This is a genomic window from Paenibacillus sp. J31P190 (assembly GCF_059692075.1).
The window spans coordinates 82,049-100,005 of the sequence record NZ_JCAUAS010000010.1 but is presented as its reverse complement, the minus strand read 5'-3'; the positions used below and the strand labels follow the sequence as shown (position 1 = coordinate 100,005).

Genomic DNA, 17,957 nt, shown 5'->3' with positions numbered 1-17,957 from the left:
ATCTAATATGAACACATCTTACCTGACATTTACCGACGAAGTGAAAGATGCTCTCGCGAACAATAAGCCCATTGTTGCCTTGGAGACAACGATTATTTCCCACGGGATGCCTTATCCGCAGAACATTGAAATGGCCAAAAAAGTGGAACAAATCATCCGCGACAACGGTGCTGTTCCAGCAACGATTGGCATTATGGACGGCAAAATCAAAATCGGCTTGAACGAGCAGGAGCTTGAGGCTTTCGCGACAACAGCCAATGTAGAAAAAGTTAGCCGTCGTGACTTCCCTTACATCCTATCGTCCGGCAAAATCGGCGCAACGACTGTAGCAGCAACGATGATCGGCGCGGCGCTTGCCGGCATTGAAGTGTTCGCTACCGGCGGTATCGGCGGTGTTCACCGCGAAGGTGAAGTGACGATGGACGTCTCCGCTGACTTAACGGAGCTGGCCCAAACGAACGTCGCTGTCGTCTGCGCAGGCGTGAAGTCGATCCTCGATATTGGCCGCACGCTCGAGTATTTGGAAACCCACGGCGTACCCGTGGTTGGTTTCAAAACGAGCGAATTCCCGTCCTTCTACGCCCGCGAAAGCGGCTACGGCGTTGACTTCCGACTCGATGAGGCAGCCGAGGTTGCGGCCATGCTGCGCACCAAGTGGGAGCTGGGCCTTGCCGGCGGCGCCATCATCGCCAATCCGGTCCCTGCGGAATCCGCGATGGACCATAACGAGATCGAAGGCGTCATCCAGCAAGCGCTGGCTGAGGCCAAAGATCAAAACGTGACCGGCAAGAAGGTCACGCCTTTCCTGCTAGCGCGCATCAAACAGCTGACCGAAGGTCGCAGCTTGGAGACGAACATCGCGCTCGTTTATCACAACGCGCAAACGGCCGCGCAGGTTGCGGTTGCGCTTAAGAACAAGTAGTCGAGTCCATCTGACCTCGACTTATCATAAAAACGAGCCCCAGAAGTTCTGGCGGCTCGTTTTTTAATGATTAAAATGGCCATCATTATGCCATATACAGCGGATTACTTACAGATGCAAGAAGCATTTCATGCACCTCGACAAAATACCGCCACACCTCAGCCCGATAAAAGCTTCGACCTGCCAGTTCACCTAGTAACTCGAGCGAATGCTCATTGTAAACGACACATGAGCGCTCGACACCTTGATTCGAGATTAGCTTAACCTCATCCCCTGCAAGCAAACCTGACACTACAAGCTTTACATTTCCTTCACGCTCCGGTGCATCCACAGGCACTACATCGCCCATATCATACTTCCCTGCGTTCAACTCCATGACCGGACCTTCGGGGGAGTAGCTTAGAAAAACGCGCCCCGTATCGATACCATCCAGTATGCCGTCAACGGTTCGAGAGGATGCATACACCCAGGTTGTCGGCGAACTGTGACTGACGCAGCTTCCAAACCGGTGCATATCACTGCCGCCTACGGCGATGAGCCGTTTGCCCCTGCAAAGCTGCCCATGCCACCAGTCGAGCGTCTTGCGGTTAGCTTCCCGCCAAGGCCCGTTCCAAATCTCTACCCAATCATAATCGACCATCCAGTCCCATTCCCAGCCGCAATTCGGACAATGGGGATGGTTCAGCACGACGCGTGCGCCATTCGATCTTGCCTCACGTATACGTTCCTGCACCTGCTCCGAGCTAGTCGCACGGAAATCTACCACTGGCTTAACAACACCCAAGAAGTTCGCATGGCCGTGATTCGTTGTCAATTCCATACCAGGAATTAAAACAACGCTCGTTTCATGCGGATAAGCAAGGTTTTGACTGTACGTATTATGATCCGTCATCGCTAGAAAATCGCAGCCCAGTTCTTCCATAATCCGAGCATTCTCGGATAATGTCAGGGCTCCGTCACTGTGGACGGTATGCATATGAAGATCGCCCTTCAGCCAACGCCCTTCATTGGGGGTGCAGGCAACCTTTACAATGACGGTGCATCCTGCCGGTGGAATCCGGTACGTACCGAGCAGCACACACCACTCCCCCTCCACCAAGTAACCAGGTACATATCCGGGAGTCGCCTTTTCAAGCTCCACATAAAATTCGGTTCGCGCGCCCCCGCTCCAGCCTCTCACTTGATCCGTATCCTTTAAACCAAGATCAATGACGCAGTCTCCTGGTCCATGGGATTCCACTTCTATGCTAACGTGAATACGTTCAATGCCTGAGGCTACTTGAAAAGGAACCTCTAAATAACGATCAGCTTCCTCACTTTTAATGAAACGAGATATCGTTACGCTCATTGGCTCCCCCTATTCTTTCGTAGCACCGACCATAAGGCCTGTTACGAAATATTTTTGCACAAATGGATAAATAACTACCAATGGAATCAAGGCCAGCATGACACCGGCCATCCGAACATTAGGCGTCATAAACAAGTTGCTGCTGGTTGAGTCGGACTGAATGACGAGCGAGCGCAGCGCTACCTGCAAAGTGAACTTTTTCTGATCGGTGATATAGAGCAGTCCAGGCGTCAGTTGATTCCAACGGGAGACGAATTCGAACAAAGCTACGGTAGCCAATCCCGGTTTAGCGAGCGGCACATACATGGTGGAAAAAATGCGAAACTCACCGGCTCCGTCGATTTTAGCGGATTCCGCCATTTCGTACGAAACAGCTCCAAAGAAATTTCTCATTAGCAAAATACTGAAACCTGACACCAAACTATATAAAATCAAAGCATTTACGGAATTCAATAAACCCAGCTCTTTATTTACAACGTAAAGGGGGATCATCACGGCTTCATTCGGAACCATCATGGTTAGCAAAATAAAGCTAATGATCAGCTTGCGCCCAGGCAACCCCTTGTGCAGCAGCACATACCCGGCCATTGCACATAGCAGCACGTGGATAAATGTACCCACCAACGTCACCAGCACATTCAAACCGAAAGGTCTCCACAGCTCAATGCGCTGCCACACCGTACGGTATCCTTCTAGGCTAGGCTCTGAAGGCCATAACCGAATACCGCCATGCATGGATGAGATATTAGAGGATATGGAGATGACAAAGGTGTTCCATATGGGCAGGATCATCGTCGCGACAAGCAGCAGCAGGAAGAGGCTGTTCAATAGATGAAAGGGCAAGTCCCTGCTGATCAACGATTTATTCATAACACGATTTCACTCCTCGTCATAACGAATCAATTTGCGGGTTGCGAACACTAAGATCAGCGTTGCCAATACAACAAGAAAGCCAGCGGCTGAAGCGACGCCCATTTTGAACTCCAGAATTCCTTTTTGATACGTATACGTCATCAGGACATCCACTTTTCGGGCAATAACAGGATTACTTAAAATGATCATTTGGTCGAACATCCGGAGCATCCCGATCATATTCAGCAAAGTCACAACCTTCATCGTCGGAATGAGTTGAGGCAAAGTAACATAGCGAATCTGCTGCCAGCGGCCAGCTCCATCCATACGCGCGGCTTCATACAAAGAAGGGGAAATGGTCACGATAGAGGCCAAATAAAGAATGCATGTAAAACCCATTTCCTTCCAAGTGTTCGTTAAGATCATTAAAGATTGGGCATAGTCGACTTCCGCAAAAAAATGTATCGGTTTCGCAGCACCCAGCAGCTTCAACAAATCATTAACAAATCCCCCATCCGGCGACAGCATGATGATCCAGATGCCTCCTACAACAACCCAAGAAAAAAGATGCGGCAAGTAAATAACCATTTGCGTCAGCTTCTTAAACCACGTTTTAAGCACTTCATTTAACGACAGAGCCGTTATAATTGGGGCAAAAAAACCTACAATCAGCATCCCTATTCCAATAATTAAGGTGTTCTCCAAAACACGCCAGAATACCGGATCGTTCCAAACCACGATGTAATTCTGAAGACCAACGAACGGACGATTTCCAATAATCCGAAAGTTTTGCATGGAGATTTGTAAGCCCTTAATGAGCGGGTAATAAGAGAAAATCAAAAAATAAATCACAACGGGAATCATCATGATATACATTACGCGATACCGAGCCCATGCGGTCACTAGACGTCCCACCTTATCCATGAAAAGTAAAGCGGCGGCTAGGGAGTTATTCCCCGCCTCCGCTCTCTCATTAGTCAATTAGTTTAGCTGCTTTTAGCTCATCATTCATTTTTTTCACAGCCTCTGCTGCTGGCAGTTTACCCATCATCGCTTGGAAAGCATAATTGGTAACGATTTTTTCAGCGCTCGGCCAGTCTTTCGTGGAGTTTTCAATCGTTGCATGATTGTCGAAAATAACTTGACGGCCTTCAATTGCACCTGGCAGCGTACCAATCGGATTCTTAAAGTTCGTGTTGTTCGGGAACGGAGCACCATGATCCATACCATGCTTAACTCCCTCATCCGTTAGCGTGTATTTCCCGTCTTTAACGGTGTAATCATCGCCTTCAATCCCTAATGTACTAAGGATGTTACCCTTCTCGGAGTGCCAGAATTCTAAGAATTTCATCGCTGTATCGGCATGCTCAGCATTCACTGGAATTCCCCAAACACTTGGGTCGCCGCGGCGAAGCATGATTTTGCCATCTGGACCTACGGCCCCAGCGATCGCTTTGGCTTTAAAGTTAGGATCATCCGTTTTCTTCATATTATTGAACAAGCCTACCCATGCATCCCAGTATGTGACCATCCCAACGCGATTCGTCAAGAAGAGCTCTCTCATTTTGGCTGAATCGTTGGTCGCGAAGTTCGGGTCTAGAATCCCTTCCTTGTACAGCTTCGCAAACCACTCATAAATCGGAACCGCTGCTTCTGTTGCATAAGGAATCGAGCGCTTGCCACTAGCATCAATCACATATTTATATTTCACACCTGCTGCGCTCATAAACCCTTGAATATCGTATAACCCAGCCGTGGACAAGCCATAAGTATCGTCCTTACCGTTGCCGTCTGGATCTTTTTCCTTGAATGACTTCAGTACTTGGTAGAAATCCTCCAAGGATTTCGGCTGCTGCAGCTTCAGCTTGTCCATCCAATCTTGACGAACGGTAGGCAGCGTGCCGCCTTCTGATTTATTAAATACACTGAAGATCTGACCATTTTTGTAAGTGATCATGTCCCATTCCTTGGTAGGAATGACTGTAGGATCGGATAAAATCTTGGAAGCTTTGATCTTATCGTTTAACGGCATCAGCGCGCCTTGATCAACAAGAACATCCATATTACCTTTGCCCATATAAATGAGGTCATACTTTTCGCCAGCAGAGATCGCTGCGTATAGTTTCTTATCATAGTCAGCTGCTGGCTTCTCGATGGTAACCTTAATACCAGTCAATCGTTCTACTTCCTTCTCAAACAGGACATTCTCTTCCGGTGTCTTGCCCCCTGCAACTCCACTTAGGATACGTAGGGTTTCTTGTTTAGCCGGCTTCGCAGTTTCGCTGCTAACGTTTGATGCGGCTGTTTTATCGGTATTCGTACTGCACGCAGTGGCTAATATACTTGTCGATAACACGACGGCTGCGATCATTCCTGCTTTTTTATTGAACATGGGTATGGCCTCCTATTTGTCTATCTATTTATGGGGTTTTGCGGGTTTACTAACTCTCGCTCGGGCACATGAGCCTCTATAAACTAAACTGGCAGGAATCAATATGCGTTTGGCAATGGCATTGGGCTGACGGCACTGTTCGATGAGCAGCTTGGCTGCCTCGCTTCCCAGTACCTCCCCATTGAGCCTGACCCCTGTAAGAGGTGGCTTGAATTCAGGTGCGAAGATAGAATCATCGCTGAAAGCAAAGACAGAAAGGTCTTGCGGTATTTGCAAATTAAGCTCCGCAGCCGCTTGGTAAACCCCTAAAGCCACTTTATCTGTATCCGTAATGATGGCTGTAATATGCGGATAAGATGCTAATAGCTTCTTGGTCATCTGGTAGCCGTAGACAGTGGATGTTAGACTGCTGTCTTTGTACACAATGAGCTTTGCATCAACGGACAGCTCGGCTTTATTGTAGGCTCTGTAGTAACCATGTTCGCGGTCTTGAGCGACCGTTCTTTTCTTCGGCGCATTGAGGAACGCGATATGAGTGTGACCTAATTGCAAAAGGTACTCAGTAACGATCTGTCCCATCCCAATATTGTCGTTATCCACATAAGAGACACTGGATTCGAACTCCTCCTGTGGTCTTCCTATCACGACTAGCGGCACGTTGCGCTTGATTCGCTCGGAAATTCTCTCATCATTGGAGGCGGGATCCAGAAGAATATCGCCATCTACCGGGTCTGTAGACAAATGCTCCACTTGACTGGAGAATTCGGCAGACAGGGTGTTTACCAGCAAACGATAGCCCTGGTTATAACACTCTCTCAACACACCATTAAAGAGGCCAAGATGGAACTGACTGAATTTCACTTGCTCGCCAGCCATATTTAACCCGATGATATTCGTTTTCTTATTAGCTAAACTGCGAGCCCAGTAATTGGGTCTATAATTCAAATGTAAAGCTGCCTCCAGTACACGCTGCGACACTTCCTTGCTGATCGGCCTTTTTTTGCTAAATACGTTGGACACTGTGCTCTTGGAAACCCCAGCTACTTTTGCAACATCATCTATGTTGGCCATACGAGCTCGCCTCACTTCTCTTTCATATTAAACCGGTTTTATCAACAGAGTTTTAAATAGAGCTTAATGATTTGTAAAGGAAATAAGCGCTTTCGATGATCGTTTTAATCAAAAATCAAGGAAATTCAAGCATTTTCTTGCTAGCTATGATGACAAATCATGAAACCGGTTCGACGATTTGTTTACACAAAAAGAGAAAACCGCCAGGGAATATCCCCTGACGGTTCTTTTAGGTTCGACAAAACTTTACCTTACTCGCTTACCCATGTCGTCTTCTGTTCGAACGGCACCCGCTGCGCCTTAGGAGGAGCCATGTCTGGATAGCCGATGTAGATGAATCCGACCAGCTCCTCTTTTCCCACTAAACTGAACGCTTCACGCATCTTCGAATGATAGGTAGGTGCACCCGACCGCCATACCGCTCCTAGACCTAGTGCGTGCGCTGTAAGCAGCATATTCTGAACTGCGGCGTGTGCTGCCGCATATTCCTCGATCTCCGGAACTACAGGCTTCACTGAGGGTGTTACGGCCACGGCAATAACGACAGGAGCTCGGAATGCTTTCTTCTCCTGAGCGCTTTTCAGCTTGGATAACTCCTCCTCAGAAAGTGTTGGATCCGCTTCAGCAGCGGCAACCTCAGCGTAGCCTCGACCAAGCAATCCTCTGCCTTCTCCAGTCATGACCCAGAACCTCCATGGCTCTGTGTGACAATGGTTAGGCGCCCAAGTGCCTGCTTCAAGGATTTCTTCGATTAGCGGCTTGTCGACAGGATCCTGTTTAACCTTCCCGATACTGCGGCGATGGCGAATTGCATCTTTTATTTCCATGAATCCCGCTCCTCTCCCTGTGGCTTATTCTCTCCTTATTGTTGCACGACCCAAGCTCCCACTGCAAACCTACATCGTAAGCATCGTCCTAGTAGCTATGAGCTTATCCTTGTAGCTTAATGAATCATGCTTTCACTGCCGTTTGCGGCAGCTCAATATCGTGCAAATTCAGCTTTTTATCTGTCGGAAGGAAGGCTGCCAATAAACCAATTAACGGTAAAAAGGCACAGAGCTTAATTACAAAGGTGATGCTTGTTGCATCAGCCAGCGTTCCCAGCACAGCTGATCCGATCCCGCCTAAACCAAAGGCCAATCCGAAGAACAATCCAGAAACTGTACCCACCTTGCCTGGCAGCAGCTCTTGTGCATAAACGACAATGACGGAAAAACCGGATAACAAAATAAACCCGATACACGCACAAAGAACACCTGCCCAGAACAAATTGGCATATGGCAGAAGCAGCGAGAACGGCGCAGTGCCTAGAATAGAGAACCAGATCATATTACGTCTCCCAAAACGATCCGCCAACGGTCCACCCATGAACGTACCTACAGCTCCGGCAGCTAGCAAGGTGAAAATGAAGAGCTGCGCTCTTTCAACCGAAAGATGGTCATGTTCAATCAAATAAAAGGCATAGAACCCTGTCATGCTGGCCACATAAACAAACTTGGAAAATAACAGCATGATGAGAATAAATATCGCATACGCAACCATTTTACGTGGGAGTTTCTTTCTGATACCCCCGGTTTTGTTGGATGTGGATGGACGGCTTCCCGCCTTTCGATACCATTTGGCAACGAAAAATTGAACAACAATCCCCGCCGCAGCTACAAATGAAAACCAGATGATACCGAATTGACCAAAAGGTACAAAAATAAGGGCTGTAAAGACAGGGGCCAAAGCCTGCCCGATGTTGCCGCCTGTTTGGAATATCGACTGCGCCAGTCCTCTGCGAGGCCCAGCAGCCAAATAAGCTACACGCGATGCTTCCGGATGAAGGACAGAGGAACCCAGACCTACTAGGATAACGGCTAAAATAACCTGCGCGAACGAAGATGCTACAGCCAAGACAATCACGCCTATAAGAGAGAAAAACACACCTGCGGGCAGCAGAAATGGCTTCGGTTTTGCGTCTGTGTACAGACCAATCAAGGGTTGAAACATCGAGGCCGTCACATTCAACGTGAAGGCAATCCACCCGATTTGTGTAAAACTGAGCTGTAACGAATTATGAAGAATCGGGAACACTGCAGGGATAACGGATTGAATCGCATCATTCAACAAATGAACCAAGCTTATGGAAAATAAAATAGCATAAACGGTACTATTACGGGCATTGTTTGATACGGACATGTGATCTCAAACTCCTTTCATCATATCATCTGATGTTTAAAATTAGAGGAGAATAAAGCTACTCCTGGTTAAGATACTTTTTAAGCTGACTGACCGTTTCATCTAGATTTTGCTTGGTCCAGTACTCGGCAGCCGATACATCCTTGTCTTTAATCGCTTGATACATATTTTCGTGCTGGAGATTGTGGGGATCATGTGGACTCTCGACGCTCACCAATTTGTAAGAAGTTTCTAGGAGCACGGTTGAGAAGGACCGGTATAAGTCGATAGCAACGCTGTTCTTGCTAGCGATGGCGATGGACAGATGGAACTTTACATCTGAGCTCAAATAGGTACTTGTATCACCTTTCTCCAGTGCTTCCGACCGTTGATCCAGTGCGCTGCGCATCTGCTCGAGATCATGATCATCGCGGCGCTCAGCGGCTAATCGGGAGATTTCAAGTTCGAGCATCCTTCTTACCTCATAGACCTCCAGGATCTCGGCTCTGCGAAGCCTACGATCAAGCGGCTCCTGCATACCGGTGTTAGCCGTCAAAAAAGTTCCGAAACCCTGCTTCTTTTCGAGCAGACCTGCATGAACAAGCACTCTGACCGCTTCACGGATCGTCGAACGTCCGACACCGAATTGCTGCATCAGCTCGGGTTCCGTTGGAATCTTGTCGCCCGGCTTCATCTCGCCTTCTGATATTTTCTTTTGCAATTGATTAACAACATCGTCAACCAATTTAGGGCGATTTAGCGGCTGGAATGACATTTTGGAATTCATCAGATCATCTCCTGTTTGTTGAGTATAGCATAGGTGAGCTTGGATTTTCACCCTATTTTTTACAATGGGACTCCGCACAAAGACCTCGGCAAGCTTCCTTCCTTGCATGAGTGCCTCAAAACGACTGAAAATACGGCTTATGTTGCCCTTGTGCGAGAGTTTTGTAAAGGTTCCTGCGTAGAAGGTTGCGTCCAAGGCGTATATTCATTTTAAAGCAAGCTACCCCCACTGCGTATGTGTTTACGTACGCGCTTATCCATCCATGCTACTACATACAACAATCCTTAGCTTGCTAGAAGAAATGAAGGAAATTGTTGTACATCGTACAACTTGCCTTCCTAATTCCTTCCTTCATCCAAAGCAGAAAACAAAAATATCATCAATTATCCGCGCATCAAAGAAAGCCACGGTCAAGGTACTCATTCGCTTGCTCATCCACATGCTAATGTTGTACTATGTGAAATTTTATGCAAGCAAATCGGCGTTTCCCACGCAATTGTTGCAAAAAATACAACAATTTCAGCCAAAAGTAGCTCGATTGCCTCTAAATCGGATAAATTGTTGTACAACATACAACAATCCTTAGCTTGCCTAGAAGAAATGAAGGAAATTGTTGTATAGATGCTAGCAAAGCAACGCTCACTTTGAAAAATGGTTCAACGGTCGTACCTACGACAACAGAATGGGCTAGTGATGGTCAATCGGCAACATTAACGACTACTCTTGCGCTTGCTGCAGGCGATTACACAGTTACGCTTGGCGGCCTCGACGCTTCCACTGTCCAAACGACAACAGGCAGCTTTAGCGTTACAGCCCCTAGTACAGGGAACGTTTCGATTAACGGCACCTACACATTAGCTAGTGTGCTCGATAGCGGTCTAACAGATGCAGCAACAGGATTAAATGATCTCGTTTACAAAGCAACAGCTGAAGATCCAACACAAAGTAAATTAGCTAAAGAAATTGAAATTAAAGTGACATCAGCTAGTGGCGATCCCATTGCTATCCCTGGGGTGGTTCAATCCGTTCATTCCTCTGACTCTAGCATTGCTAAAGTCGGTCTTACCTCAGACCATCATGCTTACGTTCTAGGCAACAAGCCGGGAACTGCAGACATTAGTGTCATTGTCCAAATTGGAAATGACGACGCAAAGCAATTAAACGTTACTGTCACGGTTAAAAGCGACGCTATCACTGCTAAGGAAATAAAAGCAGGACAAACTACCATTGAGAAGACGGTAACAGGCAGTGTTTATACCTTCAATGCTTATACGGAAATGGATCTTTCCATCACAGATAACTACGGCATTAAGTATAAAAGTGCGGACATTAAAGGCTATAATTTTAATTTCGCACTAGGCACCCTTTTCATCACGAATGATATTAAGGGAACTGCCGGCACACCTGTAGGAACCGTAGCGGTTGACGCGGCTGGAAACGTTACTGTCACTGGTAATGTGACTTCCTTCGAATTAACTGCTGTAACTTCAACAGGTAAAAAAGCAACAAGCTACGTGACGCTTAACTAAATGTAGAACCAACGAAAAACCGTCAGGGACACCCTGACGGTTTTTTAAAATTATGGCTTAAACGCCAGCAATGCCTCTCTAACCTCGGCAGCCGTGTCCATCTCCAAAATCCTTTCAACTAACGACTCGCAATCGCTGCGGTTCAAATCCGTAATCACTTTCTTCACCTTGGAAAGCGATGAAGCCGCCATACTCCATTCATGCAGACCTAAGCCGAGCAAAAGCGGTGCTGCAATCGGATCACCTGCCATACTACCGCACATTCCGCTCCATTTGCCTACAGCATTAGAAGCATCGATGACCGTCTTGATCAGTCGAATGACTGCGGGATGGAAATAATCGTATAAATAAGCTACCTTCTCATTCATACGATCAACAGCAACCGTGTATTGCACAAGATCGTTCGTCCCGATGCTGAAGAAGTCTACTTCCTTGGCAAATCTGGAAGCGAGCAATGCTGCTGACGGAATTTCAATCATAATTCCCAATTCTACAGAATCTGCATAAGGGATTCCTTCTTGGCTTAGCTGTTCGCGAGTCTGCTCATAGATTTCTTTCGCCTGACGCCATTCTTCCATGCCCGAAATCATCGGAAACATGATTTTCACATCGCCGTGAACCCCTGCCCGCAAAATCGCACGAAGCTGGGTTATAAGCAATTCCTTGCGGTCTAGACAAAGTCGAATGGCTCGGTATCCAAGAAATGGATTCATTTCCTTCGGCAAATCCAGATAAGGAAGCTCCTTATCGCCGCCAATATCGAGCGTACGAATAACAACAGGGCGTCCCTTCATTGCTTCTGCTACTTGCTGGTAAGCCTTATATTGAGTTTCCTCGTCAGGCATCTGAGATTGCCCCATAAATAAAAACTCTGTCCGGTACAGTCCAACCGCTTCAGCCCCTTGGCCCAGCAGGCTTACCGATTCTTCCACCGTACCGATGTTTGCTGCCAGTTCGACTCGGAAGCCATCCTTCGTGACAGCGTCCCGATCAACATAAGCCAGCAGCTCGGCCTTCTCGGCTTCATCCCGCTGCATGAGAGCATGGTAGGATTCCTTGGTTGATGCCGATGGGTTTAAGATACACTTTCCGGTCGAGCCATCTATAAGAAGCTCATCTCCATGGTGCACCCGATCCATCCCATCCCCCAATCCCAGGATCGCTGCGATCCCTAATGAATTGGCCAAAATAGCTGTATGGGAAGTCTTGCCGCCTATACGGGTGACAAACCCGAGCACCCATTTTTTGTCCAACTGAACCGTATCAGAAGGTGTCAGATCATCCGCTACGAGAATGATAGGCTCCCCGATATCGGAAAGCTGTGTTCCTTTGCGTTCACATAGCTGTGCGAACATCCGGTTTCCTACATCGCGGACATCTGCCGCTCGCTCCCGCATATATTCATTCTTCATGCTTTCGAACAGAGCAGCAATCTGCGTAACCACTTGATGTATCGCGCTTTCCGCTGTCCACTGCTCGCTTACAATTAATTTCTCCATAGGTGGATAAAAGGTGGGATCTTGCAAAAAGCTGATCTGCCCTTTCAGAATCACAGCCTTTTCTTCCCCAAGTGTAAGCTGCGCTTTCTCAATCAGAACTTGCAGTTCAGCCTCGCACGCTGTTTTGGCTTTCCGAAGCCGTTCAACCTCGGTATCGATATCTTGCGTTTTCTTTTTCTCTACGTCCGTTAGTCGCACTGGAGCGTACACGAATGCTTTACCTGTGCGAATGCCGGCAGATACCCCTAGTCCTTGCAGTACTCTCTCCGTCATGCTAGCATCTCCTATCCCTCAAGCTGCTATAAGCAGCTCTTATACTTCTCCAAAGCCGCTTTCCACCAATTGGGCCAAAGCATCCATCGCCGCTTGTTCATCTGGCCCTTCTGTTGTCAGGGTAATAACCGAGCCCTTCTCCAAACCAAGCGTCATAAGACCGAGAATACTTTTCCCGTCTATGATCACAGTATTAGGTTCATTTATATATTCAAGATTTACAGTTGATTGAAAAGATGCCGCTTTTTCCGTAAATAGTTGGGCAGGGCGAATATGAAAACCGGAATCGTTCCGGATCGTAAGTTCTTTCGAGATCATGTTTTTTCTCTCCTATTAGATGGTTTGTAGAATAGATATCAATTGCTGCGCTTCGGTCACGTTCAACAAGCTTTCACGAAACTCCTCGTTAATCAGCTTACGGGAGAGCGCGATCAGAATTTGCAGATGCTCATTGCCTGCGGCCGCCTCTGGTACAGCGATCATGAAGACGATCCTAACAGGCTGGTCATCTAGTGATTTCCAATCCAGAGGCCCAGTTAACTTGGCAAAAGCAACGCCAGGCTTGCTGACTCCGTTCGACTTCCCGTGAGGAATAGCCACCCCAAAACCAATACCAGTCGAGCCGGTTTCTTCCCGCTTCAAAACCGCCTCCAGGTATGCTGCCTTATCCGAAATACAGCCAGCGGCTGCAAGTCCGTCGATCATGGATTGCATGCATTCTTCTTTGCTTGTTGCTTCCAATGGGATCAAAATGCTTTGTTCATTCAGCAGTTCTTGAATATTCATAATCGTATCCTCCCTAAATATAAAGGGGGAAGAAATTCCCCCTGTGTGATTTGTTTTAATTTGTATAAAGATTTAGTCTTTTACAGGCTTCTTCAATATATTCAGCATGATCGCTGTAGCAACTGTTCCTGCTACGATAGCTAAAGCATACAAGGCCAAGTGACCGACAGCATTCGGGATCGGCAGGACGAAAATCCCTCCATGAGGCGCGCGCAGAGTAGCACCGAACAGCATGGATAAAGCGCCTGTTAAAGCGGAGCCGACCATGATCGATGGGATCACGCGGAACGGATCGCCTGCGGCAAACGGAATGGCACCTTCCGTGATAAACGATATTCCCAGAACGGAAGCCGCTTTTCCGGCATCCCGCTCCTCCTTCGTAAATTTCTTCGGAGCAAGTATCGTTGCCAGCCACAAACCTAGTGGAGGTGTCATACCAGCAGCCATCACCGCTGCCATCGGGCCGTATACACTGCTGGCCAACAACCCTACAGCGAACGTATACGCCGCTTTATTCACAGGGCCGCCCATATCGAACGCCATCATCGCTCCCAATAGAACACCTAGCAATACGGCATTCGTGGATCCGAGCGATTTGAGCCATACTGTCAAACCATCCATAATTGCTTTTACGGGCTCGCCAATCACATAAATCATTAGAAGTCCAGTAATTCCGGTAGCTAATAAAGGAATAATTAGAATAGGTTTCAAGCCTTCAAAATTCTTAGGCATCTTGATATAATCTTTCAACAGCTTCGCGACATAACCCGCTAGAAATCCGGCAATGATACCGCCAAGGAAACCTGCCCCCATTTTTGAAGCGAGCATCCCGCCAACAAGACCCGGCGCCAAGCCCGGCTTTTCCGCAATGGAGAAGGCGATGAATCCCGCCAAGATTGGTACCATCAAAGCAAAAGCTGCTCCGCCGCCGATGTCCATTAAAGCTGCTGCAAAAGTACCCTGTTCTTTAAAAGCCTCAATTCCAAAAATAAAAGAAAGTGCAATTAGCAATCCGCCAGCGACAACCAAAGGCAGCATGTTGGAAACACCTGTCATCAGATGCTTATAGACTCCGGTTCGTGAAGCGCTGCGCTGAGATTTCGACTGCTCTACTTGCTTCAGATAATCACCCGCAGAGGCCGCTTCTTTGTTCAACGCTTCATCGAGAAGGCCTGCCGGATTTTTGATCGCCTGCGCTACAGGGACTTTAACAACAGGCTTTCCAGCGAAACGGGATTCTAATACATCCGTATCCGCAGCTACAATAATGGCATGAGCCTCGGCAATCTCTTGCTCGGTAAACTCATTTTCTACGCCGACAGCTCCTCTGGTTTCTACTTTAATTGGAATACCCTTTTCTCTAGCTGCTTTTGCTAGGGATTCAGCAGCCATGTACGTATGAGCAACACCGGTTGGACAAGCTGTAACTGCAAGAATCTTTTTCATAGACGCCCCCGCCTTCAATTCGAATTTGTTGTTTTTGGAATAGACCATATGTTCACACTGACCAGTTTTTCTTCCACTTCAGCAAGCGTACAAACCTGTGTTCCTGGCTTCAAAGCTGTTACGGTTCCTGCAGCTGAGCTCCACCTCGCAGCTTCTTCCAGCGACATGCCATGCAGCATGCAATAAATGAGCGCGGCTACCATGGAGTCCCCAGCCCCCACTGTACTTAGGGGAGTAATTGGAGCAGGTTTGGCGCGGATGGCCTCCGTCTCCGTTACAAGAATCGATCCCTCTCCACCTAAAGAAACGGCCACGTAAGCAATTCCTTTAACGATTAATCTTCTTGCCGCATCGATAATCTCTTCATCCGTCCGGAAGGACTCTCCGAAGAAAGATTCCAGCTCATGAATGTTCGGTTTGATCGCGTAGGGAAGAGCCTCAATACCATGGACGAAAGACTCACCATCCGCATCCAATACGGTCCGTACACCTGCCTCATTGGCAATTTGGATAAGTGTCTTATAGAAATCGCTCGGTATTCCCTTTGGCAAACTGCCCCCCAAGACAACTAACGCAACGTGACTAACATCGTTTCTGAAACGATCAAGAAATTGACTTAACACGTCTTCATCTACCGTAAAACCTGGCTCATTCAACTCCGTTGTTTCCCGGGTATGTTCCACATACAGCTTCAGGTTCGTTCTCGTTTCACCTTTGGCCTGAACAAACCAATTCGGGATGCCTAGACTCGAAAGTGTATCCGTCAGCACATTCCCCTGGCGCCCTGCACACAGGCCCCAAGCCGTCACATCAATGGAAAAATTCTTCAGTACTTTGGCAACATTGATGCCCTTTCCTCCAGCATCCATTCGCCATTCTTTAATCCGGTTCAACCCGCCAAGAACAAAATCTTCTACCGTTACCGTTTTGTCTAAGGCCGGATTTAATGTAATCGTTAGGACAGGCAGCTTCATGACTTCCTCCCACCTGTTTGTACGACGGTTACGGTAACCCCAGCCGTATCTAGCTCTTTCAGCGCATTGTCCGATATACCGTCATCTGTCAGAAGCTGGTCAATTTCGGTTAATACCGCAACCTTAGCAAAAGATACTCTTCCGTATTTGCTGTGGTCCATGAGTAAAATCACTTGCTTGGTTGATCGGAAGAAAGCCCGTTTGGTCGAAGCCTCCAACATATTCGGTGTTGTTAATCCAATGACAGGATCCAGACCGTTGATAGCCACGAAGGCTTTATCAACATGCACGGATTCCAATGCTTTCTCAGCTAGCGGACCTACCATCGCCAACGTTTCATGACGCAAGGTGCCACCCGTGAGAATCAAATCGATTCCTGTGTTGGCAGACAATTCTTGAGCTACCGCAACGGAATTGGTTACTACCGTAAGCTTTTTGAATGTTTTCAATTCTTTAGCCAAATAATACGTTGTAGTTCCCGAATCGAGTATGATGGAATCGCCTTCTCGAACCATAGAAGCGGCTTCTTTGGCTATCAGCTCCTTTTGTAAACGATAGCGATCTTCTTTTTCCACAAAAGTAGGCTCTGAATTGTCACTGACAAAAGCTACAGCTCCTCCATGCGTACGGCGAAGCTTGCCTTCTTCCTCAAGGATCTTTAGATCTCTGCGGACCGTTGATTCAGACACCTGAAAATGCTGAGCCAGCTCTTGAACGGACGCACGCTCTTTTACTTGAACATAATCGGCGATCTTCTGCTGACGTTCTTCCTCAAACAGCATCAGGATCCCCCCTATTCCATTTCATAGTTTTGCGCATATACGGTCATGCGTTTGATTGTTTAATCTCATTTATGATTATATGTGATCGATATTTATTTGTAAAGCGCTTTCCAGAGGTAATTTCTTTCATATAGTCATATATGGTCACAACATAATAAACTGCCGAGCATGAAAAACCCACCCTCAAAGGGGTGGGTTTTTAGAAGCTTCTATGATGAGGTCACTTTCGCTTTTCTCCAAGTTCGGGCTGAAAACGTCCAATTCACGAAAAAAATACCAATAAGGATGAGTGATCCCCCTACATACACAAACCATTCTATGACTTCACCAAGCAGCAGCCACCCTGATAAAACACCGAAGAACGGGGCGAGGAATAAGAAGGCGCTCGTTTTACCGGGATTCCCTTGTTTCAATAAGAAGAACCATGAAGCGAATTGCACGATGGAGGCCATGATTGCAAGCCACAATAGAATCAACACGGCGGATACTCCTAGAATTAGCTTCGGAGTTTCCATGGTCAGACTCATAACAAGGAGAAGGAGACCGCCGAACAGCATTTGGTAAGCGGTTAGGACCCACACATCGAAACTGGCTCCCCATTTCTTAACGAGCAGTGTGGAGATAGCCCACGAAATCGCAGATCCCATCCCAAGCAGAGTACCCGTTTGCAACTGCAAATGAACACCCAGCGTGATAAACACGCCAGCACAGCCGATCATGACTCCAATCCATTGGGAAATTCGGTATTTTGCACCTAGAAACAGTGTTCCCAGCACGATGACGAGCAGTGGATTGGTGAAAGTCAAAATCGAAGACTCCCCAGCGGTAATTGTGCGTAAGCTTAGAAAAATGCAGCCCATGACGCCAGCTGTTTGGAACAGCCCCACGCTCATGATTTTGCCCCAGTCTCGAAGATCACCTGGACGCGGCCTTTTTCTCACAAATAGAGCCATAATTAATCCCGCCAGCGTAAAGCGACAGCCTACCAACAGAAGAGGTGAGAAATAGGCCAAACCCACTTTACCGACAGCGAAGGAAGACCCCATCAGTGATGTTGTGACAACAACCATTAATCCAAATAAATAGCGATTCATATTATCCTCCCATAGGCTACATCCACGTTCAGGATGACTGTT

The 17,957-nt window shown here is 47.4% G+C and carries 17 protein-coding genes; 2 read left to right on the top strand and 15 right to left on the bottom strand.

The features are described from left to right. Positions 1–7: 7 nt before the first annotated feature. Entirely contained in the window at positions 8–922 is a 915-nt protein-coding gene (locus AC58U0_RS18895) for a pseudouridine-5'-phosphate glycosidase (protein WP_497380514.1), read from the top strand. Between the two features lie 85 nt (positions 923–1,007). Here the strand turns inward: AC58U0_RS18895 and AC58U0_RS18890 are convergent, their stop codons facing one another. The 8 genes from AC58U0_RS18890 to AC58U0_RS18855 all read right to left on the bottom strand — a co-directional run bounded on the left by AC58U0_RS18890 (position 1,008) and on the right by AC58U0_RS18855 (position 9,532). Next, on the bottom strand, positions 1,008–2,270 hold the full coding sequence (locus AC58U0_RS18890; RefSeq protein WP_497380513.1) for a CehA/McbA family metallohydrolase: 1,263 nt from the start codon (positions 2,268–2,270) through the stop codon (positions 1,008–1,010). Between the two features lie 9 nt (positions 2,271–2,279). Further along, positions 2,280–3,140: a carbohydrate ABC transporter permease gene (locus AC58U0_RS18885; RefSeq protein WP_497380512.1), complete on the bottom strand. Its 861-nt coding sequence runs from the start codon at positions 3,138–3,140 to the stop codon at positions 2,280–2,282. Positions 3,141–3,149: 9 nt separating this feature from the next. Beyond that, positions 3,150–4,103 carry an ABC transporter permease subunit gene (locus AC58U0_RS18880; RefSeq protein ID WP_497380511.1) on the bottom strand — a complete coding sequence of 318 codons (954 nt, stop codon included), beginning with the start codon at positions 4,101–4,103 and terminating at the stop codon, positions 3,150–3,152. Next, entirely contained in the window at positions 4,096–5,514 is a 1,419-nt protein-coding gene (locus AC58U0_RS18875) for an extracellular solute-binding protein (RefSeq protein ID WP_497380509.1), read from the bottom strand. Before AC58U0_RS18875 ends, AC58U0_RS18880 begins: the two co-directional genes overlap by 8 nt. Positions 5,515–5,538: 24 nt before the next feature. After that, complete coding sequence (locus AC58U0_RS18870) at positions 5,539–6,600, bottom strand: LacI family DNA-binding transcriptional regulator (RefSeq protein ID WP_497380508.1); 1,062 nt, start codon at positions 6,598–6,600, stop codon at positions 5,539–5,541. A gap of 236 nt (positions 6,601–6,836) precedes the next feature. After that, complete coding sequence (locus tag AC58U0_RS18865; RefSeq protein WP_497380506.1) at positions 6,837–7,412, bottom strand: nitroreductase family protein; 576 nt, start codon at positions 7,410–7,412, stop codon at positions 6,837–6,839. A 124-nt stretch (positions 7,413–7,536) separates the two neighbouring features. Next, complete coding sequence (locus tag AC58U0_RS18860) at positions 7,537–8,766, bottom strand: MFS transporter (protein ID WP_497380505.1); 1,230 nt, start codon at positions 8,764–8,766, stop codon at positions 7,537–7,539. A gap of 58 nt (positions 8,767–8,824) precedes the next feature. Beyond that, positions 8,825–9,532, bottom strand: a complete 708-nt coding sequence (locus AC58U0_RS18855) for a FadR/GntR family transcriptional regulator (protein WP_497380504.1) — start codon at positions 9,530–9,532, stop codon at positions 8,825–8,827. Positions 9,533–10,176: 644 nt separating this feature from the next. Between AC58U0_RS18855 and AC58U0_RS18850 the strand changes: the two genes are divergently transcribed. Next, positions 10,177–11,061, top strand: coding sequence for a pilus assembly protein N-terminal domain-containing protein (locus AC58U0_RS18850; protein ID WP_497380503.1), 885 nt, complete (start codon positions 10,177–10,179; stop codon positions 11,059–11,061). Positions 11,062–11,111: 50 nt separating this feature from the next. Here the strand turns inward: AC58U0_RS18850 and ptsP are convergent, their stop codons facing one another. The 7 genes from ptsP to AC58U0_RS18815 form a co-directional block, all read right to left on the bottom strand. Continuing rightward, positions 11,112–12,833 (bottom strand): phosphoenolpyruvate--protein phosphotransferase, encoded by a 1,722-nt coding sequence (gene ptsP / locus AC58U0_RS18845; protein WP_497380502.1) that lies wholly within the window; start codon positions 12,831–12,833, stop codon positions 11,112–11,114. A 39-nt stretch (positions 12,834–12,872) separates the two neighbouring features. After that, complete coding sequence (locus tag AC58U0_RS18840; protein ID WP_497380501.1) at positions 12,873–13,151, bottom strand: HPr family phosphocarrier protein; 279 nt, start codon at positions 13,149–13,151, stop codon at positions 12,873–12,875. Between the two features lie 15 nt (positions 13,152–13,166). Beyond that, on the bottom strand, positions 13,167–13,619 hold the full coding sequence (locus AC58U0_RS18835; RefSeq protein WP_497380500.1) for a PTS sugar transporter subunit IIA: 453 nt from the start codon (positions 13,617–13,619) through the stop codon (positions 13,167–13,169). 72 nt (positions 13,620–13,691) lie between these two features. Then, positions 13,692–15,065, bottom strand: a complete 1,374-nt coding sequence (locus AC58U0_RS18830; protein WP_497380499.1) for a PTS fructose transporter subunit IIC — start codon at positions 15,063–15,065, stop codon at positions 13,692–13,694. Positions 15,066–15,079: 14 nt separating this feature from the next. Then, on the bottom strand, positions 15,080–16,039 hold the full coding sequence (pfkB, locus tag AC58U0_RS18825) for a 1-phosphofructokinase (RefSeq protein WP_497380498.1): 960 nt from the start codon (positions 16,037–16,039) through the stop codon (positions 15,080–15,082). Beyond that, positions 16,036–16,821, bottom strand: a complete 786-nt coding sequence (locus AC58U0_RS18820; RefSeq protein ID WP_497380497.1) for a DeoR/GlpR family DNA-binding transcription regulator — start codon at positions 16,819–16,821, stop codon at positions 16,036–16,038. Before AC58U0_RS18820 ends, pfkB begins: the two co-directional genes overlap by 4 nt. A gap of 209 nt (positions 16,822–17,030) precedes the next feature. Beyond that, entirely contained in the window at positions 17,031–17,915 is an 885-nt protein-coding gene (locus AC58U0_RS18815; RefSeq protein ID WP_497380496.1) for a DMT family transporter, read from the bottom strand. Positions 17,916–17,957 lie beyond the last annotated feature (42 nt).

What these genes read in the sequence shown, in the direction of transcription:
- AC58U0_RS18820 (WP_497380497.1), bottom strand. Translation starts at nt 16,821, where the DNA reads ATGCTGTTTGAGGAAGAACGTCAGCAGAAGATCGCCGATTATGTTCAA.
- AC58U0_RS18835 (WP_497380500.1), bottom strand. Translation starts at nt 13,619, where the DNA reads ATGAATATTCAAGAACTGCTGAATGAACAAAGCATTTTGATCCCATTG.
- AC58U0_RS18890 (WP_497380513.1), bottom strand. Translation starts at nt 2,270, where the DNA reads ATGAGCGTAACGATATCTCGTTTCATTAAAAGTGAGGAAGCTGATCGT.
- AC58U0_RS18875 (WP_497380509.1), bottom strand. Translation starts at nt 5,514, where the DNA reads ATGTTCAATAAAAAAGCAGGAATGATCGCAGCCGTCGTGTTATCGACA.
- ptsP (WP_497380502.1), bottom strand. Translation starts at nt 12,833, where the DNA reads ATGACGGAGAGAGTACTGCAAGGACTAGGGGTATCTGCCGGCATTCGC.
- AC58U0_RS18855 (WP_497380504.1), bottom strand. Translation starts at nt 9,532, where the DNA reads ATGAATTCCAAAATGTCATTCCAGCCGCTAAATCGCCCTAAATTGGTT.
- AC58U0_RS18885 (WP_497380512.1), bottom strand. Translation starts at nt 3,140, where the DNA reads ATGAATAAATCGTTGATCAGCAGGGACTTGCCCTTTCATCTATTGAAC.
- AC58U0_RS18895 (WP_497380514.1), top strand. Translation starts at nt 8, where the DNA reads ATGAACACATCTTACCTGACATTTACCGACGAAGTGAAAGATGCTCTC.
- pfkB (WP_497380498.1), bottom strand. Translation starts at nt 16,039, where the DNA reads ATGAAGCTGCCTGTCCTAACGATTACATTAAATCCGGCCTTAGACAAA.
- AC58U0_RS18860 (WP_497380505.1), bottom strand. Translation starts at nt 8,766, where the DNA reads ATGTCCGTATCAAACAATGCCCGTAATAGTACCGTTTATGCTATTTTA.
- AC58U0_RS18830 (WP_497380499.1), bottom strand. Translation starts at nt 15,065, where the DNA reads ATGAAAAAGATTCTTGCAGTTACAGCTTGTCCAACCGGTGTTGCTCAT.
- AC58U0_RS18815 (WP_497380496.1), bottom strand. Translation starts at nt 17,915, where the DNA reads ATGAATCGCTATTTATTTGGATTAATGGTTGTTGTCACAACATCACTG.
- AC58U0_RS18840 (WP_497380501.1), bottom strand. Translation starts at nt 13,151, where the DNA reads ATGATCTCGAAAGAACTTACGATCCGGAACGATTCCGGTTTTCATATT.
- AC58U0_RS18865 (WP_497380506.1), bottom strand. Translation starts at nt 7,412, where the DNA reads ATGGAAATAAAAGATGCAATTCGCCATCGCCGCAGTATCGGGAAGGTT.